We start from the raw sequence: 22,617 nt of genomic DNA on the forward strand, positions 1-22,617 counted from the left end.
CTGTGCCCGGTGACCCAGCCCACATCGGCGGTACACCAGTAGATGTCGCCGTCGTGGTAATCGAAGGTGATTTCATGGGTCATCGCGGCATAGACAAGGTACCCGCCGGTGCAATGCACCACGCCCTTGGGCTGACCGGTCGACCCGGAGGTGTAGAGGATGAACAGCGGATCTTCGGCGCTCATTTCCACCGGCTTGGAATAATCGTCGGCTTCCAGCGCCATTTCGTTATAGTCGAAGTCGCGGCCGTCGACCCAGGTGGTCTGATCGCCGGTGCGCTTCACCACCAGGCATTTCACCGTGTCCTTGCAATGCAGCAGGGCGGCGTCGGCATTCGCCTTGAGCGGGGTCTTGCGGCCGCCGCGCGGGGCGTGGTCGGCGGTGATGATCAGCTTGGCGTCGCAGCCGTTGATCCGCGCCGCCAGCGCGTCGGGCGAAAAGCCCGCGAAGACGATCGAATGGATGGCGCCGATCCGGGCGCAGGCCAGCATCGCATAGGCCGCTTCGGGGATCATCGGCAGATAGATCACCACCCGGTCGCCCTTGCGCACGCCCAGGTCTTCCAGGATGTTGGCCATCCGGCAGGTGCGGCGGTGCAGCTCGGCATAGGTGATGTGCTGCGCCTCGTCCTCGGGGTCATCCGGTTCCCAGATGATCGCGGTCTGGTCGCCGCGGGTTTCGAGGTGGCGGTCGATGCAGTTGGCGGAGACGTTCAGCGTTCCGTCCTCGTACCACTTGATGTCGATATTGCCCGGCTCGAACGAGGTGTTCTTTACCTTGGTATAGGGCTTGATCCAGTCCAGACGCTGACCCTGTTCCCGCCAGAACCCTTCCGGGTCCGAAATCGACGCCTGATACAGCTCTTCGTACTTCGCGGCGTCGACATGCGCCGAGGATTTGAAGTCCTTCGGCACGGGATAGATGTTTTCAGTCATCGGAGGGCCTCCCTCAATTCAATCTTTGTTCCATGGCCTGCCCTCCTCCGGGCAGGCCCAGTCCGGCCACGCTCAGATGGCCAGGTATTCTTCGCGAAGTTCCTTGTTTTCCAGAACTTCGGCGGCAGATCCGTCGAACACGACGGTCCCGGTGTCGAGAATGACCGAACGGTCGGCGAGTTCAAGGGCCCGCACCGCATTCTGTTCCACGATCACCGTGGTGATGCCCTGTTCCTTGATTTTGCGCAGGGTGCGTTCGATCTCGTCCACGATCACCGGCGCCAGCCCTTCATAGGGTTCGTCGAGCAGCAGCACCTTGATGTCGCGCGCCAGGGCCCGGGCGATGGCCAGCATCTGCTGTTCGCCGCCCGACAGCGTCACGCCTTCCTGCAGCCGGCGTTCGCCCAGCCGCGGGAACAGTTCATAGAGCCGTTCGATCGACCAGCCGATCGGCGGCGCGATCTGTGCCAGTTTCAGGTTTTCCTCGACCGTCAGGCCCGGGATGATGCGGCGGTCTTCGGGGACCAGCGCGATCCCGGCCTGAGCGGCCTTGTAGGAATTCATCAGGTGCAGCGGTTGGTGATCCAGCCAGACCTCGCCGTGGGTGATCGCCGGATCGTCCAGCCGCGCGATGGCGCGCAGGGTGGACGTCTTGCCGGCCCCGTTGCGGCCCAGCAGGGCAAGGATTTCGCCCTCGTGCACGTTGAAATCGACGCCCTGCACAATGTAGCTCTCGCCATAGTAGGCGTGGATGTCCCACACCGACAGGAAGGCGGGGGCGGTTTCGGCAAGGTTACGGCCCTTCGAGAAATCAGGTTTAACGTTCATGGTCCGACTCCTTACGCGGTTTCGCCCAGATAGGCTTCCCGTACTTTAGGATTACCTTTGATGTTTTCGGGATCGTCCTCGACCAGGGGCGTGCCCTGGGCAAGAACGGTGATCCGGTTGGCCAGCGAGAACACGACGTGCATGTCGTGTTCGATGATGGCGATGGTGATGTCGCGTTCGTCGCTGATCTGTTTCAGCAGGTCGATCGTGTTGTTGGTGTCGGCCCGCGCCATGCCGGCAGTGGGTTCGTCCAGCAGCAGCAGCTTCGGTTCCTGCGCCAGGCACATGCCGATTTCCAGCCGCCGCTTGTCGCCGCGCGACATCGAGGCGGAATGCATGTGACGCTTGTCGGCCATGTTCATGTCCTCGAGCATCTTTTCGGCCCGTTCCACGATGTCCTTTTCGGCCATCATGTTTTCCACCGCATGCATTCGGAATGCCCCGTCGCGCGATGCGAAACAGGGGATCATCATGTTTTCCATCACCGTCAGGTCGCCGAAAATCTCGGGCGTCTGGAACACCCGGGAAATTCCCATCTGGTTGATTTCATGCGGTTTTCGGCCCAGCACGCTTTGTCCGTCGAACATCACCGATCCGGTGTCGGGGATCAGCTTGCCGACCAGGCAGTTGAGCAGGGTGGACTTGCCCGCCCCGTTGGGGCCGATGATGGCGTGAACGGAATTTTCCTTCACGCTGAGGTTCACATCGCCAAGCGCCTGCAGACCACCGAAGCGCTTGTTGACGCCTTTGACTTCAAGAATACCCATCTTTCAGTCTCCTTACTCTGCAGGTTCAGTTTTGGCGGCATCGGCGCCGTCGGTTTTCTTCTTGCTCCGGAACAGGCGCGCGATGCGCTGTCCGCCCTCGACAAGACCGCCGGGCAGGAAGGTCACCACCAGCATGAAGATGATGCCGAGCGTCAGGTGCCAGCCCTTGCCCACGAAGGGGTGGATGATGGAGACGAGGAAATCCTCGATCCCGTCGGGCAGGATTCCGAACCAGCCATGCAGAACGGTGTCGTTGATCTTCGAGAAAATGTTCTCGAAATACTTGATCAGGCCAGCACCCAGGACCGGGCCGATCAGCGTGCCGACACCGCCGAGGATGGTCATCAGCACCACCTCGCCCGACGCGGTCCACTGCATCCGCTCGGCGCCCGCCAGCGGGTCCATCGAGGCCAGTAGACCACCGGCCAGACCGGCATACATGCCCGAGATGACGAACGCCGCCAGGGTGTAGGGCTTGGGGTTCAGGCCGGTATAGTTCAGACGCTGCTGGTTCGACTTGATCGCGCGCAGCATCATGCCGAACGGTGACCGGAAGATCCGGATCGACAGGTAGAAGGCCAGCAGCATGGCGATGGCGCAGATGTAGTAGCCCACCGAGAAGGTGAAGCTCCACGGCCCCACCACAAGGTCGAAGGACGACCGCATTTCCAGGCCGAAGAGGCTGGTCACCGGCAGCGAACCGGATGTGTTCGCGCTGTCCAGAATGCGCGGATCGTCAAGGCTGAGCTGCAGGCCGGTTTCCCCGTTGGTGATCGGGGTCAGAACCGAATAGGCCAGCGCGAAAGACATCTGCGCGAAGGCCAATGTCAGGATCGAGAAGTAGATCCCGGTCCGACGCAGCGACACATACCCGATGACCAGCGCGAACAGGCCCGCGATGGCCACCGACAGGACGATCGCCGGGATGATGTTCATCGACAGCAGCTTGAACATCCACACCGCCGAATAGGATCCGACCCCGAGGAAGGCCGCGTGGCCGAAGGACAGGTAACCGGTCAGGCCGAACAGGATGTTGAAGCCGATGGCGAAGATGCCGAAGATCACGAAACGCTGCATCAGGTCGGGATAGCCGGCGTTGAACTGTGCCAAACCGCTGTCGCTGGGGAAGGGGTTCAGGATGAAGGGGGCCAGCATTGTCAGGATGGCGACGAGTAGCAGCAGAGCGCTGTCTTTTTTGTTGAGTCCGAACATGTTGGCTTACTCCATCACGCCTTTTTTACCCAGCAGACCGCGCGGACGGGTCAGCAGGATGATGATGGCGACAAGGTAAATGATGATCTGGTTGATGCCAGGGATGGTGGTCGTCGCCCAGGTGGTCGAGGCGAAGCTTTCCAGGATGCCCAGCAGGAATCCTGCGGCGACCGCGCCCGGCAGCGATCCCATGCCGCCGACGACCACGACGACGAAGGACAGCACGAGGAAATCCATGCCCATGTGGTAGTTCGGGGCGTTGATCGGCCCGTACATCACGCCGGCCAAACCCGCCACCGCGGCGGCGATGCCGAACATCACGGTGAAGCGGCGGTCGATGTTGATGCCCAGCAGCCCGACGGTTTCGCGATCCGCCATGCCGGCGCGCACGACCATGCCGAAGGTGGTGAATTGCAGGAAGGCGAAGACGCCGCCGATGATCACAGCCGCGAAGCAGAAATAGACGATCCGCCAGACCGGGTAGACGATGCCGCCGGCCAGCGTCGCCACGCCCGACAGCGTTTCGGGGGCGGGGGTCTGGATCGGGTTGGCACCATAGAACGCCTTGATGACTTCCTGCAGCACGATGGCCAGCCCGAATGTCACCAGGATCTGGTCGGCGTGCTCACGCTTGTAGAAATGCTTGATCAGCCCGCGTTCCATCACGAACCCGATCAGGACCATCACCGGGATACAGAACAGCACCGCCAGCGGCACCGACCAGTCGATGATGGTGGCGCCGACATCGGGGCCGAACCAGCTTTCCACATAGGGCGTTTTCACCTTCAGCGGTTGGCCCAAGAAGTCGGTCTTGCTCGGATCGACGGTTTCGAATGACAGGTTCAGCAGCCGTTGCACGAAGACGGCGCAGAAGGCCCCGATCATGAACAGCGCGCCGTGGGCGAAGTTCACAACGCCCAATGTGCCGAAAATAAGCGTTAGCCCGAGCGCGATCAGCGCATAGGCCGAGCCCTTGTCGAGCCCGTTCAGGATTTGCAGGATGATTGCGTCCATTGTCCCCACCTTGGAAAATTATCGGCTGCCGGCCCAACGCTCTTCATGAGAGGGTTCCGAAGCATTGGTCGAAATGGCCGTGCGCACGGTTTGCGCGCACGGCCCCGATTTCATTGATCTTTTCGCGATTAAGCGCCCGGGTTGCAGGTGCCCAGGGCGCCACCTGCGAACATCGGATGATCCGGTGCATAGGTGACCTGTGCCGCCGGGGTAACTTCGACAACTTCCAGAAGGTCGAATTCCGAAGTCGGGTTTTCCTTGCCCTTCACGACCAGCACGTCCTTGAAGCACTGGTGGTCTTCGGCGCGGTACAGGGTCTTGCCGTTGCCCAAGCCGTCGAATTCGAAGCCTTCCAGCGCCTCGGCGACGCCACAGGGATTGAAGGTGCCGGCGCGCTGGCAGGCATCCGCATACAGCAGGGTCTGGCAGTACACGGTATGGGCGGCCTGGCTCGGCGGGAAGCCATACTTGGTGCCGAACGACTTGACGAAGGCTTTCGACGCGTCGTCCTGCAGCGACCAGTGCCAGTTGGTCGATCCAACGATGCCCTTGATGTTCTCACCGGCGCCGCGTGCCATCAGGCGCGAGAACAGCGGAACGACGATTTCGAAGTTCTTGCCGTTGACTTCCTTGTTGCGCAGGCCGAACTGAACCGCGTTGGTCAGCGAGTTCACCATGTTGCCGCCGTAGTGGTTCAGAACCAGAACGTCCGCACCCGAGTTCAGCACCGGCGCGATGTAGGACGAGAAGTCGGTCGCGGCCAGCGGGGTCAGCACGTTGTTGACGGTTTCCCAACCCAGGGCTTCGGTCGCGGCCGCGATCGATTCCTGCTGGGTCCAGCCCCAGGTGTAGTCGGCGGTCAGGTGATAGGCCTTGCGGTCATCGCCATAAAGCTGCTTCAGCACCGGCGCCAGCGCGGCGCCCGACATGTAACCGTTGAAGAAGTGACGGAAACCGTTCGCCTTCTTGTCCTTGCCGGTGGTGTCGTTCGAGTGGGTCAGGCCCGCCATGAAGATCACGCCGGCTTCCTGGCACAGGCCCTGAACGGCGATCGCAACGCCCGAGGACGATCCGCCGGTGATCATGATGGCGCCGTCTTTTTCGATCATCGACTTGGCCGATGCGCGGGCAGCGTCCGACTTGGTCTGGGTGTCGCCGGTCACGAATTCGACCTTCTTGCCCAGGATGCCGTTGCCCTGCAGTGCGTTCGACGAGAAGGTGTTCATCATGCCGCCGTCGCCACCACCGTTGAGGTGCTCGACAGCCAGTTCATAGGCGCGCAGTTCGTCGGCGCCCTCATCGGCATAGGGGCCGGTCTGGGGCACGTTGAAGCCCAGGGTGACGGACCCGCCGGTGGGTTCGTTGGTATAGGCGGCCGCCGACGATGCAGTGAAGATCGTCGGAAGCGCAACGCCGGCGCCAGCGACGGCACCCGACTTCAACACGCCACGACGCGTCAGATTGGTCTTGGACATAAATTCCTCCCGTTTTGTGATTTGCGGCAAGCCTCCTCAAGCAGCGCCGCGCGCACAGTTGTGCAAATTCATTATCAGCGCGTGAAAGAAAACTTCGCAACAACGGCTTTTGTAGAAACAGTTTTTTTGTAAATTTATGCACAATACTCCAGTATACATTGTAAAGAAATTATTCGGCGGCGCAGAAATGCGTTGATTTGGTTGGGAAAACGAAATGCCGCAACGTCAGTTGACCGGAACCCGGATCAGGGAAAGACGCATCATGCAGGGGATGCGGCAGGCCGAATTGGCCCAAAAGGCCGGTATTTCGGCCTCCTACCTGAACCTGATCGAACATAATCGGCGCAGAATCGGCGGCAAACTGCTGTTGTCGCTGGCCGAAGTGCTGGGCGTCGAACCCTCTGCGCTAACCGAAGGGGCCGAGGCGGCGTTGATCGCCACGCTGGGCGAAGCCCGCGCCGCCGACGAATTCGCCGGCGCCGACCATGAACCGCCCGAGGATTTCGCCGGTCGTTTCCCCGGCTGGGCCGAATTGCTGGTCCGCCGCCACCGCCGGGTTCTGGAACTGGAACGGATCGTCGAAACCCTGACCGACCGGCTGACCCATGATCCGCATCTGGCCGCCGCACTGCACGAAGTCCTGTCCACCGTCACCGCGATCCGCTCGACCGCCGGGATCCTGGCCGACACGCCGGCGATCGAACCGGAATGGCGCGACCGGTTCCAGCGCAATATCAACGAGGACGCCAAGCGGCTGGCCGAAAGCGCGCAGACGCTGGTGAGCTATCTTGACGAAGGGGCGGAGGAAGAAACTGCGCTGGCCTCGCCGCAGGATGAATTGGATGCCTTCCTGACCGATGCCGGGTTTCATTTTGACGCGCTTGAAAATGGCGGCGCGGGGGACATCGACAGCATTCTGCAGCGCACCGAAAGGCTGCAATCGGCGGCGGGCCGGGTGCTGGCGCGGCAGTACCTTGAGCGCTATGCCGAGGATGCCGCAGCGATGCCGCTGGCCGCTACATTGACGGCGCTTCGTGACACCGGTGCCGATCCGGCGGTGCTGGCGCGCCGCTTCGGCGTCGGGCTGCCACAGGTGATGCGCCGGATGGCGGCGCTGCCGCAGGCCGAGGGCGCGCCACCGATTGGCATGGTCAGTTGTGACGCGTCCGGTACGCTGATCTTCCGCAAGCCGATCGAAGGTTTCGCGCTGCCGCGTTTCGGCGCCGCCTGTCCGAAATGGCCGCTGTTTCAGGCCCTCAGCCGGCCGCACCTGCCGATCCGGCGGCTGGTGCAGCAGGACATGCGCGGCCGCGAAGCGTTTCTGGCCTATGCGATCGCCGAACCGGTGTCGGATCCGGACTTCGGCCAGGTGCCGCTGTTCCAGGCGCATATGCTGCTGGTGGCGCCCGACCCAGCCGACCGGGGGCAGGACGACCCCGACGGCCTTGGCGTGAACTGCCGGATCTGCCCGCGCGAGGGCTGCGAGGGCCGCCGTGAACCGTCGATCCTGACCGATGGGTTTTGACTTGTGGCCGCAACTTCGTGATAAAGACTGAAATAAGTGCTCTGTGGGGAGGCGGTGCATGGGCAAACATGTCCTTGTGATCGAGGATGAGCCGAACATCATCGAAGCGATCAGTTTCATCCTGTCGCGCGATGGGTGGGCGGTGGATACGCATTCGAACGGCCATGACGCCGTCGATGTGGTCCGCGCGAAAACCCCGGACCTCGTGATACTGGACGTCATGCTGCCCGGCAAAAGCGGCTACGATATCCTGAGCGAACTCCGGGAAGACGCCGGAACCCGCAACCTGCCGGTGCTGATGCTGACCGCGCGCGGCCAGACCAAGGACCGCGAACTGGCCGAACGGATCGGCGCCAGCCGTTTCATGACCAAACCCTTCTCCAATGCCGAAGTGCTGGAGGCGCTGCGCGAACTGGTGCCGCAATGAGCGGCAAACGCTCCCCCCTGTTCCTCGAACGGCGCAGCTACCGGCTGCGCCGGGTGATGGACGCGGCAAGGCTGATGCCATTCCTCGGTGCGGCGCTCTGGGCGGTGCCGGTGCTGTGGCCGGGGCCGGGGGAAAACGAAGTCAGCACCTCGCGGGCGATCCTTTACATCTTCCTGGTCTGGGCGGTGCTGGTGGTGGCGACGCTGCTGTTGACCTTCTGGCTCGACGACAGTGTCGAAACCGAGCACAAAGACGAGATCTGAATGGGCGCGCTGAATATCCTCGTCGCGGTCTGTCTGACCTATGTGGCGCTGCTTTTCGTGGTCGCCTTCATGGCCGAACGCGCGGCGCTCAGGGGGCGGGCGACCTGGCTGCGTTCGCCGCTAGTCTACACGCTGTCGCTGTCGATCTACTGCACCGCCTGGACCTTTTACGGCGCGGTCGGCAATGCGGCGCGCTCGGGATTGGAGTTCCTCACCATCTATATCGGTCCGACGCTGGTGATGTTGGGCTGGTGGTGGGGATTGCGCAAACTGGTGCGGGTCGGGCGGACCCAGCGGATCACCTCGGTCGCCGACCTGATTTCGTCGCGCTACGGCAAATCGCCCGTGCTGGCGGTTTTCGTCACCCTGATTGCGGTGATCGGCACCACGCCCTATATCGCGCTGCAGCTGCAATCCGTGACGCTGTCCTTCGCGTCCTTCGCCCGGTTCGATCCGCAGGCGGTGCAACTGGCCGACAGCGACGCCACCGCGCTTTGGGTGGCGGCGGGGCTGGCGTTGTTCACCGTCCTGTTCGGCACCCGCAACCTCGATGCTAACGAACGCCACCACGGCGTGGTCATGGCAATCGCGCTGGAAGCGGTGGTCAAGCTTTTCGCGCTGGTCGCGGTCGGGATCTTCGTGGTCTGGGGGCTGGGCGGCGGCGTGTCGGAAACGCTGGCCCGGATCGACGCGTCCGACATCGGCACCTGGCAGGTCGACAACGGCCGCTGGACGGCGCTGATCCTGCTGTCGGCGGCGGCGTTCCTGACCCTGCCGCGGATGTTCCAGGTGCTGGTGGTGGAAAACGAAAACGAAAACCATCTGCGCACCGCAAGCTGGGCCTTCCCGACCTACCTGATGATCATGAGCCTTTTCGTGGTGCCGATCGCTGTGGTCGGGCTGGACGTGATGCCGGAAGGGTCCAACCCGGACCAGTTCGTGCTGACCGTACCGCTGAGCCAGGGCCAGCAGTCGCTGGCGATGCTGTCGTTTCTGGGCGGGTTTTCCTCGGCGACTTCGATGGTGATCGTGGCGGCGATCGCGCTGTCGACCATGGTGTCGAACCATATCGTCATGCCGATCTGGCTGAAGATCGCCAAGGGCGGCGCGGTGATTTCCGGCGATGTGCGCAGCGTGGTTCTGCTGTCGCGGCGGTTGTCCATCGCCGGGGTTCTGGCGCTTGGCTATCTTTATTACCGGTTCTCGGGCGGCGGGGCGGCGCTGACCGCGATCGGTCTGATCAGTTTCGCCGGCGTGGCGCAATTCCTGCCGGCGTTGATGGGGGCGATTTTCTGGCGCGGGTCGAACCACCTGGGCGCGATGGCGGGGCTGCTGACGGGCTTCGTGATCTGGGCCTATTCGCTGCTGCTGCCCAGCTTCGGCGCCGGCGTGTTCCTGTCCGCCGATACGCTGCAGCACGGTCTTTGGGGGCTGAGCTGGCTGAAGCCGCAGGCGCTGTTCGGGATCGAGGGAATCGACCCGGTGGTGCACACGGTGCTGTGGTCGATGTCGCTGAATACCGGGTCCTTCGTGCTGTTTTCGATCCTCAGCTTCCCGCGGCCGATGGAGCGTCTTCAGGGGGCGCAATTCGTCAACGTGTTCCAGCATTCCGGCAATCCGCAGGGCTGGTCCGGCGGCATCGCCCAGGCCGAGGACCTGATGGTGATGGCGCAGCGCATCCTTGGCCCCGACGAGGCGCAGGCGCTGTTCCAGCGCGCGGCGGTGGATCAGGGGCTGGTCGGTTACCTGCCGGAACCGACGCCGGAATTCCTGCAAAGCCTGGAACGCGAATTGTCCGGGTCGGTCGGCGCCGCCACAGCGCACGCGATGGTCAGCCAGATCATGGGCCGCGCCACCGTGTCGGTCGAGGACCTGCTGGCGGTGGCCGATGAAACCGCGCAGATGATGGAATATTCTTCCCAGCTGGAGGCGAAATCGGCGGAACTGACCCGCACCGCGCGGCAGTTGCGCGCGGCGAACGAAAAACTGACCCAGATTTCGCTGCAAAAGGACGCCTTCCTCAGCCAGATCAGCCACGAATTGCGCACGCCGATGACCTCGATCCGGTCGTTTTCGGAAATCCTGCGCGACGCCGACGAACTGGATCAGGCGCTGCTGGAAAAATACTCCGACATCATCCACCAGGAAGCGATCCGCCTGACCCGGCTGTTGGACGACCTGCTGGACCTCAGCGTGCTGGAAAACGGGCAGGTCAACCTGAACATCCGCGAAGGGTCGCTGCAGGACCTGATCAATCACGCGCTCGCCTCCACCGGGGCGGAAAGCAGCGGGTTGCGCATCCGCCGCATCGGGATTTCGGACGATATCGTGATGGAAACCGATCTTGACCGGCTTGCGCAGGTGTTCATCAACCTGATCGCCAATGCGCAGAAATATTGCGACGCGGAGGAACCGGAGCTGACCATCCGGGTGATCGAGCGCGACAATTGCCTGATCGTCGATTTCGTCGACAACGGCTCGGGCATCCCGGCGCAGGCGCAGGACATGGTGTTCGAAAAATTCAGCCGGGTCAGCGATCAGAAGGCCGCAGGCGGTGCCGGGCTGGGATTGGCGATCTGCCGGGAAATCATGCTGCGGCTGGGCGGGGCCATCGCCTATCTGCCGGGGCAGGGCGGCGCGGCGTTCCGGGTCAGCCTGCCGGCCAAGCTGAAACTGGCGGCGCAGTAGGGGCTGCTAAGGCGTGATCCTTGGGCGGCCCGCGCTCTGCCCGCTTCCCCAAACGAAAAGCGCCCCGGATCCGATCCGGGGCGCTTTCGTCGTGTCTTGGGCCAAAGGCCTCAGCCTTCCAGTTGCGGCCGCAGCTGGTCCAGCATGTAGCCGGCCTTCGCCGCCGTCGTCAGGATGTCGTCGGCGGATGCCTTGCCGGCCTGTCCCAGGGCCCAGATCACCGTGCAGCGGGTGCCCGAGGCGCAATAGGCCAGCACCGGGCCGTCCGCCGTTTCCACCAGCTCGGCCTGCTTGGCGATGTTTTCCGGCGTCATGGTCTGGTGGGTCAGGGGCAGGACGACGAAGTCCAGCCCCTGTTCCTTGGCCGCTGCCGCGATCGCGGCAGCCTGGTGGGACGGCGGATTTTCCGCGTCCGGGCGGTTGCAGATCACCCGTGTGTACCCTGCCGCCTTGATGGCGGGCAGGTCTTCGACGCTGATTTGCGGCGTCACGGCATAGCGGGGCGTAATCGGTCTGATATCCATGATCACAGACTTATTTCGCCGCCGCGCCGGAGTCCATAGCCGAAGGCTTCTCCATCCGGTCCAGCATGTTCCGGACCTTCGGCGCAAGCAGCATGCCGACAAGCATCGCCCCAACGAAGATCCAGTGGTTCACGCCGCCATAGCTCAGCGATGCGATCGACGGCCCCGGGCACAGACCGGCCAGGCCCCAGCCGAAACCGAACAGGACCGATCCCAACACCAGGTTGCGGCCCAGCCGCGGTTCCGGCGGGGTCGGGAAATCGCCACCGACCAGCGGCTTGCGGCCGGGAACCAGGCGCCAGGCGAAGAACATCGGGATGATCGCCCCGCCCATCACGAAGGCCAGAGTCGGATCCCAGTCGCCGAACACGTCGAGCCACCCCTGCACCTTCGAGGTGTCGGTCATGCCGGAAATGAACAGACCGGAGCCGAACAGGCCACCGGCGATGAAAGCATAGATGATACGCATCAGACCCACCCCAGCATGTGACGGAAAATGATCACGGCGATACCGCCGGCCATGATGTAGAACACGGTCGCGACGATGCCGCGCAGCGACAGCCGCGAAATCCCGCAGACCCCGTGTCCCGAGGTGCAGCCATTGGCGATGCGGGTGCCGATGCCGACCAGCAGACCGGCGACGACGATCACGGCGATATTGCTGGTGATATGGGTGTCGACCTCACGGTAGAGCGGGTAAAGCGGGATCGGCAGGACGAACACGCCAATCAGGAACGCCGCGCGTTCCTTCCAGGTGCTCAGCCCGCTGCGGTCGACCAGACCGCCGATAATGCCGCTGGCCCCCATGATCCGGCCATTGGCCAGCAGATAGACCGCGCCGCCAAGGCCGATCAGCAGACCACCGACCAGACCCCAGATCCAGTCGACGGGAATATTCTCCAACATCGCGTTTCCTTTCCTGTTGATGTGTTTGAACGCAGAAAACCCCGGCCGCCGTTATTCGCACCGGCGGCCGGGGTGAATTTGGGTTTGCGCCCTCAGAGTTTATTGACCGGCACCTTCAGGAACACGTCGCCCTGATCGTCCGGCTCGGGCATCTGGCCCGCACGCATGTTTACCTGCAGCGACGGGATGATCAGCTTGGGCATCGCCAGCGTCGCGTCGCGGGTGTCGCGCATCTCGACGAATTCGTCCTTGGACTTGCCTTCACCGACGTGGATGTTCTTGGCCTTCTGTTCGCCCACGGTGGTTTCCCAAGCATATTCGTCACGGCCCGGCGCCTTGTAGTCGTGGCCGACGAAGATGCGGGTTTCGTCCGGCAGCGCCAGGATCTTCTGGATCGAGTTGTACAGCACTTCCGACGACCCGCCGGGGAAGTCGCAGCGCGCGGTGCCGAAATCGGGCATGAACAGGGTGTCGCCCACGAAGGCCGCGTCGCCGATCACGTAGGTCAGGCAGGCCGGGGTGTGGCCCGGGGTGTGCAGGACGTCGCCGCGCAGCTGGCCGATCATGAAGCTGTCGCCCTCGACGAACAGCTTGTCGAACTGGCTGCCGTCACGCTGGAATTCGGTGCCTTCGTTGAACACCTTGCCGAAGGTGTCCTGCACGATCTTGATGCGGTCGCCGATGCCGATCTTGCCGCCGACCTTTTCCTGGATGTAGGGCGCGGCCGACAGGTGGTCGGCATGGACGTGGGATTCCAGCAGCCATTCGACCTGCAAATCGTTCTTCTGAACGTAGGCGATGATGTCGTCGGCCGACTTGGTGTCAGTCCGGCCCGAGGAATAATCGAAATCCAGAACCGAATCGATCACGGCGCAAGATTTCCCGTTCGGGTCCTGAACGACATAGGAAATGGTGTTGGTGGCTTCGTCGAAGAATGCGGTTACGATGGGTGTCATGGTCCTATCCTCTGTTTCCATGCAACATATAATAAAAACTGCATATGTATCAAGTCCGAATTTCAACTCGCTATCACATTGACCTGCATCAAAGCTGGCGGATCGAGAAATATATAATCGTCGCTGTGAATTAGAAGGAACGCGCAAATGACGAAAATCGAAGACCGCAAGGCCGCTTTGCTGAACCGACTGTCGGAACTGGACAACCGTCTGCACGAGATCGAATCCGAACTGGACGAACCCCATACCCAAGATTGGGACGACGCCGCTATCGAACGCGAAGGCGAAGAAGTTCTGGAGCATCTGGGCATGGCCGGGCAGGACGAGATCCGCAGCATCCGCGCCGCACTGAAGCGGATCCGCGAAGGCGAATACGGTTTTTGCACGCAATGCGGCGCCGAGATTTCCGCGGACCGTCTCGACGTGCTGCCCGCGACGCCGTTCTGCAAGACATGCGCGGTCGCGCACTGAGGCGCGCCGCAACACCGACCACGGCTACCCGGAGGAGGGAACGGCATGGCTGAGAAAAAAATCCTGGAACTGATCGAGAAGCTGGAAGCCGAAATCGAAGCGGCCGACGACAGCGACCGCGAGGACATGCAGGTCCAGCTTCACGCCGTGGTTGCGCAGATGAAGGACAAGGGCCTGAAGGTGCCGCAGCGCCTGTCGCAGCTGGACCATCAGCTGGAAGACGAGGCGGTGGAGTCGATGTTCGACAATATGCCGGTTTGATTGGGGGCAAACGCAAGCCCGCGCTTGCGTTCTTGCCATTCCTTATTCCACACTGTCGGAAAAGATCCCGGCGGTGTCGCCTGTTGCGGCCCTTCGTTGCGGAATAAGGAGGCCCCTTGGCGCATTTGATAGAGATCGAACATCGCGACGGTGTTGTGATCCTGACGCTGGATAATGGTCCGGCGAACCTCTTGTCCCGTGATCTGCGCGCCGCCCTGATAGACCGGATCGGCGCCTGCGGCGCCAATGCCGAAGTCGCCGCGATCGTGCTGCGCGGGGCCGGGGAGTGCTTTTCCACCGGTGTAGATTTCGCCGATCTCGATACCCCGCCCGAGGCACCGACGCTGGCCGATCTGTGCCGGGTTGTCGAAGACTGCGACAAACCCGTGGTCGCGGCCTTGCACGGCCGGGTTCTGGGCGGCGGGCTTGAACTGGCGCTGGCGGCCCATGCGCGGGTGGCCGATCCGGGCAGCCTGCTGGGGTTCCCGAATTTCGCCATGGGGTTGATGCCCGAAGCGGGGGCCACTCAGCGGTTGCCGCGGCTGATCGGGGCCGGCCGCAGCCTCGACCTGATCCGTTCGCCCCGGCTCTGGACGGCGGAAACCGAAGGGCTTGAACCGCTATTCGACCTGATCGTGCCGGACAGCACCGTCGAGGCGGCGGAAACGCTGGCGCGCGCGTTGGCGGCCCAACCCGAGCGCCAGCGCCGGACCCGCGACCGTGTTGACGGATTCGCCGATCCGGCGGCGTTCCAGGCGGCGGTTTCGCGGCTGCGCCATGACCTGGAGGGGCAGGACCGGCCCCCCGATCAGCGGCTGATCGATTGCATCGAGGCCAGCCTGATCATGCCGTTCGATACTGGCCTGGTCTTCGAGGAGGCGGCGGTTGAGGATTGCCGCGACGCCACCTATTCCAAGGGATTGCGCCACGCCTACAAGGCGATCCACCGGGCGCCGAATTTCCCCGAACGCCTGCGCGCCGGGTCGACCCGGATCGCGGTTCTGGGGGTCGTCGGCGGTGGCCCGTCGGGGGCCGGGATCGCGGCGCAGGCCGCCGCGGCGGGCCACAAGGTGATCCTGTTCGAACGCAGCGTCGAGGCGGTGCGCGAGGCGCGGGCGCGGGTGGCGGCGGGGCTGAATGTGCTGAACCTGGCTGAGCCGGCTGAAACCGTGCTCGACCGGCAGGTTGACCTGACCGAGGACCTGATCCGGCTTGCCGCGGCCGACATGGTGATCGAGGCCGTGGCCGAGAACCCGCAGACCAAAGCGCAGGTCTTCGCGGCGCTGGACAAGGTGGTCAGAACCGATGCCATCCTTGCCAGCAACACCGCGCTGCTGCCGATCGCCGACATCGCCGCGGCGACGAACCACCCCGACCGGGTGATCGGGTTGCATTTCCACACCACCCTGGCGCCCAACCCGCTGGCCGAGGTCATTCCCGGCCCCGGCAACGCCGCCGCGACCGTCGTCACCGCCGCCGATTTCGCCACCGGTCTGGGCCGTACCGTGGCGCGTTGCGGCACCGGCGGCGGCAGCCTTGGCGAAGCGATGCTCTGCGCCCTGCGCGCGGCGGCGTGGTTCGCGGTCGGGCAGGGGGCCAGCCCCTACGTCGTCGACCGGGTGATGACCCGGTTCGGCTTTGCCAACGGCGTGTTCCGGGCACTCGACCGTCAGGGGCTGGACGTGGCGCTGAAACGGCTTGCTTTGCTGCATGATCACGACCGCTATCCGATCGGGTTCAGCGCCCCGCTTCAGCGGCTGGTCGAGGCCGGCCGCACCGGCCAGCGCACGGGCATCGGGTTCTATATCTGGGACGAACACATGGCGCCGCATGAAGACCCGGATCTGGCGGACGCGCTGGCGCTGGAGCGGCACGGCGGCGCGGCGCCGTCGGAGCGGCAGATTCAGCTGACCTGTATTGCGGCGATGGCCAACCAGGGAGCCAAGCTGCTGCGCAGCGGTGCCGCGCTGCGCCCGTCCGACATCGACGCGGTGATGATCCTCGGCCACGGTTTTCCGCGCCCGCTGGGCGGGCCGATGAAATCCGCCGACATGGCCGGGCTGTTCAATGTGCTGCAGGAACTTCGCCGTCTGGCGGATGCCGCGCCGGACATCTTCGATCCCGAACCCGGCATCGCGGCGCTGGTCAAGAATGGCGACGATTTCGAGGCATTGAACCGGCTGGGCCGCAACCGGCGCACGCTGCCGGAGTGATCGGGCCCGAGTGACGAGCCCGGAGCGGTCACAGCGTCAGCCAAGGAAAATCCCGAGGATCACCATCATCAGTCCGATCACCGACAGGAACAGCGCGCCCATGTTGATCGGCACCACCCGCCTGACCGCTTCGCGCAACTCATCTTCGCTCAAACCGGCGCGTTTTGCGGCGGCGACCTTGAAGATGCACCACAGCAGCCCGGCAAGCCCGGCCACCGAAATCACGGCACCGCCCCAGATCAATCCGTCCATCGCCTGTTCTCCATCGTTCGCATTGCGTCGTAACGGGCCTAGCGGATCGGCGGCCACATGGCAACGCGGCGCAATTTCGCAGGCCGCACTTGCGGCGGGCGGGGCAGGGCGCTAGGGAAGAACAAAACCAGACGGAGGCAGCTTCATGGATGAGACGAATATTGACGCCAGCTATCGCGTGACCGCAGACGAGCTGCGCCAGTTTATAGAGCGCTACGAGCGGCTCGAGATGGAAAAGAAAGACATCGCCGAACAGCAGAAAGAGGTGATGGCCGAAGCCAAGGGCCGCGGCTACGACACCAAGGTGATGCGCAAGGTGATCGCGCTGCGCAAGCGCGACAAGGACGACATCGCCGAGGAAGAGGCGGTGCTGGAAATGTACAAGGAAGCACTCGGTATGCAGTGACCCTGAAAGCCCGGCCTCGCGCCGGGCTTTTTGGTTGGCCGGCTCCGGTGAGTGAAACCGGATCGGACCGGCGGGTGGAGCCGGCTCCGTCGCGGACCCGACGGTTCGTGATTTTAACCTCAAAATGTGCTATGGACATGCATTGTGGGCCGTTGGTGCCTGACCGTGCTGATTGGCCTGCCCGAAACAGGGGGATCAATCATGAACTGCGCTTTATCAATGGCGACAGCGGTTGCTATCGTTTTTTCAACGACATCTTTCGCAGCGGCAGATGACTACGATCTGGACGCGCTCAGGGCTGCTGTCGAGAAATACAAGGACGTCAATGTGGCGCTTGCCGACGGATACATTCCGGATCCGTCCGGGCACTGCGTGTCCGCCGCGGCCGAAGGCCTGCCGCCTGAACTGGGCGGAATGGGAATACATTACCTCAACCCCGCAGCCCTGAAGATTACGGCGGGCGAGCCGCGGGTGGATGGTATGAGCACCCATACCGATTTCATGAAACCCGCGATCCTTCTCTATGAACCGCAGGCTGACGGATCGCTGGAACTGGTCGGGATCGAAAACCTCGTCTTCGAAGCCGCGTGGCGTGGAATGGGGCACGACAGTGCGCCGATGCTCAATGGCCGGCACTGGGATCACATGGCGGACAACATGGGTACCACGGCTGACGAGGCCCACGGCTTTATGCCTCATTTCGATCAGCACGTCTGGCTGTTCAGGGACAATCCCAACGGTGTCCTGGAGCCGTTCAACCCGAACGTCACTTGTGACCATCACGAGAGCTGAACGGGCATCCCTGACATCAGGCCGCGCCCTTCCTGCCCACGGGGGGAGGGGCGCGCATCGATTGCCGGTTCAGGGTTCGATCATTGTCACGCCGGGCAGGCGCGAGATCGCGAAGACGTCCTCGTCGTAGATATCGCTCAGCTCGTCGACCAGGTCTTCGGACCAGCCGGGCAGGTCGACTTCTTCCTCGACTTCGTCCTCGATCACGAACTTGTCCAGGAAGGCCGCAATCACCCGGCGCTTCTGGATTTCGTTCATGTCGGGATGTTCCTTCAGGTAGGCGCGGAACCGTTTCATGCCTTCCTTCGACATGATCTCGGACAACAGGTCGAAGCCGCCGATGATCTTGGTGTTATGTTCCAACCCGGCGATTTCGCGGATCAGCTGGGCCCAGATCAGGGGCGTGTCCTCGTTGCACCAGATGGTGAACCGGACCGATGGTGCCCGCGCGCGCAGCCGCTGGATCAGTTCGCTCCAGCGCAGGTCGCGCGGATCGGCGCCGTTCATGAAGTCCAGGAATTCGGTATCGGGCGACTGGGCAAAAACCGCGGGCAGGAAACTGGCCGGGTCGCGGATCGCCAGAAACAGTTCCACCTCGTCGCCCTCGAACAGTTCGCAGAACCGCGCCAGCTTGTCCTCGGCGCCGGGATAGAACACGCCCTTGTTGATCGCCATCTTGGGCACCGAGAAGAAGTTTTCGTTCGACAGCACCAGCCGGTCCGGGGCATCACCGCCAAGGATCGCGCCCAGCAGCAGGTCGCGCGCATCCGGTGCCGGGTTGCCGGTGCCCATCGCGTTCAGCGTATCGCGGATCAGCCGCCGGTACGTCGACGGCGGGGGCACCGCGATGCCGTTCTGCGCGAAGTCCTCGGCGTTTTTCAGAAGGCACTTGGGAAGCCTGTCTTCATCGGTATTATGGGCGCCTGCATGGAGTGCGATCTGCATCTGCGATCCGGACATGTTGTCTGCTGTTTTCGGAAGTATACGGTGTTTTCTGGACAGTTAAACCGGTTTCGGGCATTGAAGCGCCATGAGCGATGCGTCCCTTTCGAAATACATCCGCAAGCCGCTGCCGCTGCGGATCAGCCCGTGGTCGGCTGGCGCGATGCTGATCGCGGCACTGGTCATGATGCCGATCGCTGCGGTGGTGTGGATCGCCTTCAATCCCAGTGACAATATCTGGCCGCATCTGTTGTCCACCACGCTGCCGCGTTACCTGCGCAACACCCTCGTGCTGATGACGTCGGTCGGCGTACTGGCCGGGGCGGTGGGCACCGGGGCGGCGTGGCTGATAGCGCGCTACCGTTTTCCGCTGTCGCGCTGGCTGGAATGGCTGCTGCTGCTGCCGCTGGCGATTCCGGCCTATGTCGGTGCCTATGCGCTGGTCGATCTGCTGGAATATGCCGGGCCGGTGCAGACCGGGCTGCGCGGCTTGATGGGATGGCAAAGCGCGCGCGACTACTGGTTCCCCGAAATCCGCTCGATGGGGGCGGCGGTCATCGTGCTGTCGGCGGCGCTTTACCCGTATATCTACCTGCTGGCGCGCACCGCCTTTCGCGAACAATCGCGCGCCACCGAGGAGGTGGCGATGTCGCTGGGCGCCGGTGCCTTGGGGCGGTTTTTCCGCGTCGGCCTGCCGCTGGCGCGGCCCGCCATCGCCGCCGGCATGGCGATTGCGATGATGGAGACGGTGAACGATTTCGGCACCGTCGACTATTTCGCGGTGCAGACGCTGACCACCGGCATTTTCTCGGTCTGGCTGGAAAGCAACAACGCGGGCGGCGCGGCGCAGCTGGCCAGCGTGGTCCTGGTTCTGGTGATCTTCCTGGTGTCGATGGAAAAGCTCAGCCGCTCCAAGACCCGGTTCTTCGCGATGTCGAACCGCTACCGCACCATCGAAAGGACGCCGCTGCCGGTCGGTGCCGGGTTGCTGGCGACGCTGGCCTGCCTGATCCCGTTCGCGATGGGCTTCGTGCTGCCCGCGGGGGTGATCCTGAACCACGCATTGGCCAATGCCGGGCTCTGGGCCGATCCCGACCTGCTGTCGGCGCTGTGGAACACGGTGGCGGTGGGCGGCACGGCGGCGGCGCTGACCGTCCTGGCGGCGGTGTTCATGGTGTATGGCGTGCGGCTGTCGGGGCGGCAATTGCCGCGCATGCTGTTGCCGCTGACCACCATCGGCTATGCCGCGCCCGGCGCGGTGCTGGGGGTCGGTATCCTGATCCCGCTGGCGGTGATGGACAACGCGCTGGCCGACGCGGTCGAGGCGCTGACCGGCATCGATATCGGGCTGATCCTGACCGGGTCGGCGGTGGCTCTGGTGCTGGCTTATGGCGTACGCTTTTTCGCCATCGCGCAGGGCGCGGCGGATGCCGCCATGGGGCGGATTTCGCCCAGCCTGCCGATGGCGGCGCGGTCGCTGGGCCGGACCAGGGGGCAGGTGCTGGGCCAGATCTATGCGCCGCTCATTCGCGGTTCGGTCGGATCGGCGCTGCTCTTGGTCTTCGTCGACTGCGTCAAGGAACTGCCGGCGACGCTGCTGCTCAGGCCGTTCAATTTCGACACGCTGGCGACACGGGTGCATGAACAGGCATCGCTGGAAAACCTCGGCGACGCGTCGCCGGCGGCGGTGCTGGTGATCCTCGTCGGGCTGTCGGCGGTGGCAATGCTGGCGCGCGCCAACCGCTAGGCCGCGGCCCGGCAGCCGGTCCCGATTTCACCTCGAAAAAACATCCTCGTTATCTGCGTTTCCGGGGGTTCCCGACACAAGCGCCGCGCGCTAGGGTCCACCTATCGGCAAGGCTATACATTTGCGTTCCGGGCGGGTCCGTGATCCTGCCGGTGCGAGGAAGGACACGGGCGATGGAACGTTATTCTGTCTTTGGGGTGGTGACGGTTCTGGCCATCTTGTCGCTGATCGGGGTATTTTTCAGCGGCTGGTTCCTGATCCCCTACATCCTGTTTTCACTGCTGATGATCCTCGGTGTCCGCGATTTGGTGCAGCCGCGACACTCGATCCTGCGCAATTACCCGATCATCGGTCATATGCGGTTCCTGTTCGAAGGTATCCGCCCCGAGATCCGGCAATACCTGATCGAAAGCGACCAGGACGAGGAACCGTTTTCCCGCGACGAACGTTCGCTGATCTATCAGCGCGCCAAGGGGGTGGAGGACAAGCGCCCGTTCGGAACCAAGCAGCGGGTCTACGATTCCGGGTTCCAATGGCTGACCCACTCGGTCAATCCGCACCATATCGAGGATCACGATTTCCGCGTCCGCGTCGGCGGGCGCGACTGCAGGCAGCCCTACGACCTGTCGATCTACAACATCTCGGCGATGAGCTTCGGCGCGCTGTCGGCCAACGCGATCCTGGCGCTGAACACCGGCGCCAAGAAGGGCGGCTTCGCCCATGACACCGGCGAGGGCGGCATCAGCCGCTATCATCGCCAGGGCGGCGGCGACCTGATCTATCAGGTGGGATCGGGCTATTACGGCTGCCGCACGGATGACGGCCGCTTCGACCCGGAAAAATTCCGCGAACAGGCCGCCAACCCGCAGGTCAAGATGATCGAACTGAAGCTGAGCCAGGGCGCCAAGCCCGGCCATGGCGGGGTCTTGCCGGCCTCGAAGATATCGGAGGAAATCGCCGAGGCGCGCGGCGTGCCGATGGGGGTCGATTGCGTGTCGCCGCCCAGCCACCCGGAATTTTCCACGCCCATTGGGCTGTGCCAGTTCATCGGCAAGCTGCGCGACCTGTCCGAGGGCAAGCCGGTGGGGATCAAGCTGTGCATCGGCCATCGGCGCGAATTCATGTGCATCGTCAAGGCGATGCTGGAAACCGACATCGTGCCCGATTTCATCATCATCGACGGCAAGGAAGGCGGCACCGGCGCCGCGCCGGTGGAATTCGCCGACCGCCTTGGCATGCCGCTGGTCGAGGGGCTGACCTTCGCCCACAACACCCTGCGCGGGGTGGGGCTGCGCGACCGGTTGAAGATCGGGGCGTCGGGCAAGATGGTGTCGGCCTTCGATATCGCCCGAATCCTGGCCCTGGGGGCGGACTGGGCCAATTCGGCGCGCGGCTTCATGTTCTCGATCGGCTGCATCCAGGCGCAGGCCTGCCATACCAACCATTGCCCGGTCGGCGTCGCCACCCAGGACAAAATGCGGCAGCGGGCGCTGAACGTGACCAACAAATCCGAACGGGTCTACCGGTTCCACAAGAACACGCTGAAGGCGCTGGCGGAAATGACCGGGGCGGCGGGGCTGGACCATCCCTGCGATTTCCTGCCCCATCACCTGATGATGCGGGAAAAGGACCGCGACATGGTCACCGGCGAAGAGGTCTATCCCTACCTGCCGGAAGGATTCCTGCTGCGCAACGAGGAGGTCGGTTTCGGCTATCTCAAGCGCTGGACCCGCGCCCGCGCCGAAAGCTTCGCGCCGGTCGATTATATTCCCTGAGCGGGCGCGGTTGGTCCGCTGGCCGTCCGTTGGCATCTTTGGAAACGCCCGATGAGGAAGGGCGCGGGTCTCGGGCTTTGCGGTCGCTACGCGGGGGCGTCGTGGAACGAAGGACCGCTTTGCGGGACGGAGTAGACATTCGCCATCTGCAGCACTTAGCTTTAGGGTCAGGACCCATTGATTTCCGCCGGGTGGCGTGATTCACCGTTCGAAAAACGAGCGGTAAAATGTCTGACCT

Annotated in this window: 23 protein-coding genes; 11 read left to right on the top strand and 12 right to left on the bottom strand. The window is 63.4% G+C overall.

Going from position 1 to position 22,617, the window contains the following annotated elements; translation table 11 throughout:
* From IT775_RS20215 to IT775_RS20240, 6 genes are all read right to left on the bottom strand, one after another.
* The coding region (locus IT775_RS20215) for an AMP-binding protein (RefSeq protein WP_212703057.1) at positions 1–935 on the bottom strand (935 nt) is incomplete at its 3' end.
* A gap of 72 nt (positions 936–1,007) precedes the next feature.
* Entirely contained in the window at positions 1,008–1,763 is a 756-nt protein-coding gene (locus IT775_RS20220) for an ABC transporter ATP-binding protein (RefSeq protein ID WP_212703058.1), read from the bottom strand.
* An 11-nt stretch (positions 1,764–1,774) separates the two neighbouring features.
* Entirely contained in the window at positions 1,775–2,530 is a 756-nt protein-coding gene (locus IT775_RS20225; RefSeq protein WP_212703059.1) for an ABC transporter ATP-binding protein, read from the bottom strand.
* Between the two features lie 12 nt (positions 2,531–2,542).
* Positions 2,543–3,742, bottom strand: a complete 1,200-nt coding sequence (locus tag IT775_RS20230) for a branched-chain amino acid ABC transporter permease (protein WP_212703060.1) — start codon at positions 3,740–3,742, stop codon at positions 2,543–2,545.
* A gap of 6 nt (positions 3,743–3,748) precedes the next feature.
* The gene (locus IT775_RS20235; protein WP_212703061.1) at positions 3,749–4,756 is read right to left on the bottom strand and encodes a branched-chain amino acid ABC transporter permease; all 1,008 of its coding nucleotides are present in this window, start codon (positions 4,754–4,756) and stop codon (positions 3,749–3,751) included.
* A gap of 128 nt (positions 4,757–4,884) precedes the next feature.
* Positions 4,885–6,231 carry a substrate-binding protein gene (locus IT775_RS20240; protein WP_212703062.1) on the bottom strand — a complete coding sequence of 449 codons (1,347 nt, stop codon included), beginning with the start codon at positions 6,229–6,231 and terminating at the stop codon, positions 4,885–4,887.
* Positions 6,232–6,445: 214 nt separating this feature from the next.
* Between IT775_RS20240 and IT775_RS20245 the strand changes: the two genes are divergently transcribed.
* From IT775_RS20245 to IT775_RS20260, 4 genes are read left to right on the top strand one after another with little or no spacing between them, the layout of a single operon-like run.
* Positions 6,446–7,756 carry a helix-turn-helix transcriptional regulator gene (locus IT775_RS20245; protein WP_212703063.1) on the top strand — a complete coding sequence of 437 codons (1,311 nt, stop codon included), beginning with the start codon at positions 6,446–6,448 and terminating at the stop codon, positions 7,754–7,756.
* Between the two features lie 58 nt (positions 7,757–7,814).
* Positions 7,815–8,183 (top strand): response regulator transcription factor, encoded by a 369-nt coding sequence (locus IT775_RS20250; RefSeq protein ID WP_212703064.1) that lies wholly within the window; start codon positions 7,815–7,817, stop codon positions 8,181–8,183.
* Complete coding sequence (locus IT775_RS20255; protein ID WP_212703065.1) at positions 8,180–8,446, top strand: hypothetical protein; 267 nt, start codon at positions 8,180–8,182, stop codon at positions 8,444–8,446. The genes IT775_RS20250 and IT775_RS20255 overlap by 4 nt, the downstream gene beginning before the upstream one ends.
* Positions 8,447–11,134 carry an ATP-binding protein gene (locus tag IT775_RS20260; RefSeq protein WP_212703066.1) on the top strand — a complete coding sequence of 896 codons (2,688 nt, stop codon included), beginning with the start codon at positions 8,447–8,449 and terminating at the stop codon, positions 11,132–11,134. It begins immediately after the preceding gene.
* A 110-nt stretch (positions 11,135–11,244) separates the two neighbouring features.
* Here the strand turns inward: IT775_RS20260 and IT775_RS20265 are convergent, their stop codons facing one another.
* The 4 genes from IT775_RS20265 to IT775_RS20280 form a co-directional block, all read right to left on the bottom strand.
* Positions 11,245–11,658, bottom strand: coding sequence for a protein tyrosine phosphatase family protein (locus tag IT775_RS20265; protein ID WP_212703067.1), 414 nt, complete (start codon positions 11,656–11,658; stop codon positions 11,245–11,247).
* 10 nt (positions 11,659–11,668) lie between these two features.
* Positions 11,669–12,127 (bottom strand): DUF6691 family protein, encoded by a 459-nt coding sequence (locus tag IT775_RS20270; RefSeq protein ID WP_212703068.1) that lies wholly within the window; start codon positions 12,125–12,127, stop codon positions 11,669–11,671.
* On the bottom strand, positions 12,127–12,552 hold the full coding sequence (locus tag IT775_RS20275; protein ID WP_212703077.1) for a YeeE/YedE family protein: 426 nt from the start codon (positions 12,550–12,552) through the stop codon (positions 12,127–12,129). The genes IT775_RS20270 and IT775_RS20275 overlap by 1 nt, the downstream gene beginning before the upstream one ends.
* Positions 12,553–12,656: 104 nt before the next feature.
* Complete coding sequence (locus IT775_RS20280; protein ID WP_212703069.1) at positions 12,657–13,520, bottom strand: MBL fold metallo-hydrolase; 864 nt, start codon at positions 13,518–13,520, stop codon at positions 12,657–12,659.
* Between the two features lie 147 nt (positions 13,521–13,667).
* On the opposite strand from IT775_RS20280, the gene IT775_RS20285 reads away from it, so the two are divergent.
* The 3 genes from IT775_RS20285 (at position 13,668) to IT775_RS20295 (ending at position 16,465) form a co-directional block, all read left to right on the top strand.
* Positions 13,668–13,991, top strand: a complete 324-nt coding sequence (locus tag IT775_RS20285) for a TraR/DksA family transcriptional regulator (protein WP_212703070.1) — start codon at positions 13,668–13,670, stop codon at positions 13,989–13,991.
* 45 nt (positions 13,992–14,036) lie between these two features.
* Positions 14,037–14,252, top strand: coding sequence for a hypothetical protein (locus IT775_RS20290; protein ID WP_212703071.1), 216 nt, complete (start codon positions 14,037–14,039; stop codon positions 14,250–14,252).
* 116 nt (positions 14,253–14,368) lie between these two features.
* On the top strand, positions 14,369–16,465 hold the full coding sequence (locus IT775_RS20295; RefSeq protein ID WP_212703072.1) for a 3-hydroxyacyl-CoA dehydrogenase NAD-binding domain-containing protein: 2,097 nt from the start codon (positions 14,369–14,371) through the stop codon (positions 16,463–16,465).
* 36 nt (positions 16,466–16,501) lie between these two features.
* Here IT775_RS20295 and IT775_RS20300 read toward each other — a convergent pair whose 3' ends face one another.
* A complete protein-coding gene (locus IT775_RS20300; protein ID WP_212703073.1) occupies positions 16,502–16,717 on the bottom strand; it encodes a hypothetical protein in 216 nt (71 codons plus the stop codon).
* A gap of 145 nt (positions 16,718–16,862) precedes the next feature.
* Here IT775_RS20300 and IT775_RS20305 point away from each other — a divergent pair, with 145 nt between their 5' ends.
* Both IT775_RS20305 and IT775_RS20310 read left to right on the top strand, forming a co-directional pair.
* Positions 16,863–17,123, top strand: coding sequence for a DUF2312 domain-containing protein (locus tag IT775_RS20305; protein WP_212703074.1), 261 nt, complete (start codon positions 16,863–16,865; stop codon positions 17,121–17,123).
* A gap of 165 nt (positions 17,124–17,288) precedes the next feature.
* Entirely contained in the window at positions 17,289–17,915 is a 627-nt protein-coding gene (locus IT775_RS20310) for a hypothetical protein (protein ID WP_343231170.1), read from the top strand.
* A gap of 69 nt (positions 17,916–17,984) precedes the next feature.
* Here the strand turns inward: IT775_RS20310 and IT775_RS20315 are convergent, their stop codons facing one another.
* Positions 17,985–18,860 carry a hypothetical protein gene (locus IT775_RS20315; RefSeq protein WP_212703075.1) on the bottom strand — a complete coding sequence of 292 codons (876 nt, stop codon included), beginning with the start codon at positions 18,858–18,860 and terminating at the stop codon, positions 17,985–17,987.
* 85 nt (positions 18,861–18,945) lie between these two features.
* Here IT775_RS20315 and IT775_RS20320 point away from each other — a divergent pair, with 85 nt between their 5' ends.
* Both IT775_RS20320 and IT775_RS20325 read left to right on the top strand, forming a co-directional pair.
* Complete coding sequence (locus tag IT775_RS20320; RefSeq protein ID WP_246525774.1) at positions 18,946–20,604, top strand: ABC transporter permease; 1,659 nt, start codon at positions 18,946–18,948, stop codon at positions 20,602–20,604.
* A gap of 173 nt (positions 20,605–20,777) precedes the next feature.
* Entirely contained in the window at positions 20,778–22,379 is a 1,602-nt protein-coding gene (locus IT775_RS20325; RefSeq protein ID WP_212703076.1) for an FMN-binding glutamate synthase family protein, read from the top strand.
* Positions 22,380–22,617 lie beyond the last annotated feature (238 nt).

The organism is Thalassovita aquimarina (assembly GCF_018219815.1).
Taxonomy (GTDB): Bacteria; Pseudomonadota; Alphaproteobacteria; order Rhodobacterales; family Rhodobacteraceae; genus Thalassobius; species Thalassobius aquimarinus.

Bases quoted from the DNA above. Each gene is read 5' to 3' on its own strand.
- IT775_RS20220 (WP_212703058.1), bottom strand. From the start codon at position 1,763: ATGAACGTTAAACCTGATTTCTCGAAGGGCCGTAACCTTGCCGAAACC.
- IT775_RS20225 (WP_212703059.1), bottom strand. From the start codon at position 2,530: ATGGGTATTCTTGAAGTCAAAGGCGTCAACAAGCGCTTCGGTGGTCTG.
- IT775_RS20230 (WP_212703060.1), bottom strand. From the start codon at position 3,742: ATGTTCGGACTCAACAAAAAAGACAGCGCTCTGCTGCTACTCGTCGCC.
- IT775_RS20235 (WP_212703061.1), bottom strand. From the start codon at position 4,756: ATGGACGCAATCATCCTGCAAATCCTGAACGGGCTCGACAAGGGCTCG.
- IT775_RS20240 (WP_212703062.1), bottom strand. From the start codon at position 6,231: ATGTCCAAGACCAATCTGACGCGTCGTGGCGTGTTGAAGTCGGGTGCC.
- IT775_RS20245 (WP_212703063.1), top strand. From the start codon at position 6,446: ATGCCGCAACGTCAGTTGACCGGAACCCGGATCAGGGAAAGACGCATC.
- IT775_RS20250 (WP_212703064.1), top strand. From the start codon at position 7,815: ATGGGCAAACATGTCCTTGTGATCGAGGATGAGCCGAACATCATCGAA.
- IT775_RS20255 (WP_212703065.1), top strand. From the start codon at position 8,180: ATGAGCGGCAAACGCTCCCCCCTGTTCCTCGAACGGCGCAGCTACCGG.
- IT775_RS20260 (WP_212703066.1), top strand. From the start codon at position 8,447: ATGGGCGCGCTGAATATCCTCGTCGCGGTCTGTCTGACCTATGTGGCG.
- IT775_RS20265 (WP_212703067.1), bottom strand. From the start codon at position 11,658: ATGGATATCAGACCGATTACGCCCCGCTATGCCGTGACGCCGCAAATC.
- IT775_RS20270 (WP_212703068.1), bottom strand. From the start codon at position 12,127: ATGCGTATCATCTATGCTTTCATCGCCGGTGGCCTGTTCGGCTCCGGT.
- IT775_RS20280 (WP_212703069.1), bottom strand. From the start codon at position 13,520: ATGACACCCATCGTAACCGCATTCTTCGACGAAGCCACCAACACCATT.
- IT775_RS20285 (WP_212703070.1), top strand. From the start codon at position 13,668: ATGACGAAAATCGAAGACCGCAAGGCCGCTTTGCTGAACCGACTGTCG.
- IT775_RS20290 (WP_212703071.1), top strand. From the start codon at position 14,037: ATGGCTGAGAAAAAAATCCTGGAACTGATCGAGAAGCTGGAAGCCGAA.
- IT775_RS20300 (WP_212703073.1), bottom strand. From the start codon at position 16,717: ATGGACGGATTGATCTGGGGCGGTGCCGTGATTTCGGTGGCCGGGCTT.
- IT775_RS20305 (WP_212703074.1), top strand. From the start codon at position 16,863: ATGGATGAGACGAATATTGACGCCAGCTATCGCGTGACCGCAGACGAG.
- IT775_RS20315 (WP_212703075.1), bottom strand. From the start codon at position 18,860: ATGCAGATCGCACTCCATGCAGGCGCCCATAATACCGATGAAGACAGG.
- IT775_RS20320 (WP_246525774.1), top strand. From the start codon at position 18,946: ATGAGCGATGCGTCCCTTTCGAAATACATCCGCAAGCCGCTGCCGCTG.
- IT775_RS20325 (WP_212703076.1), top strand. From the start codon at position 20,778: ATGGAACGTTATTCTGTCTTTGGGGTGGTGACGGTTCTGGCCATCTTG.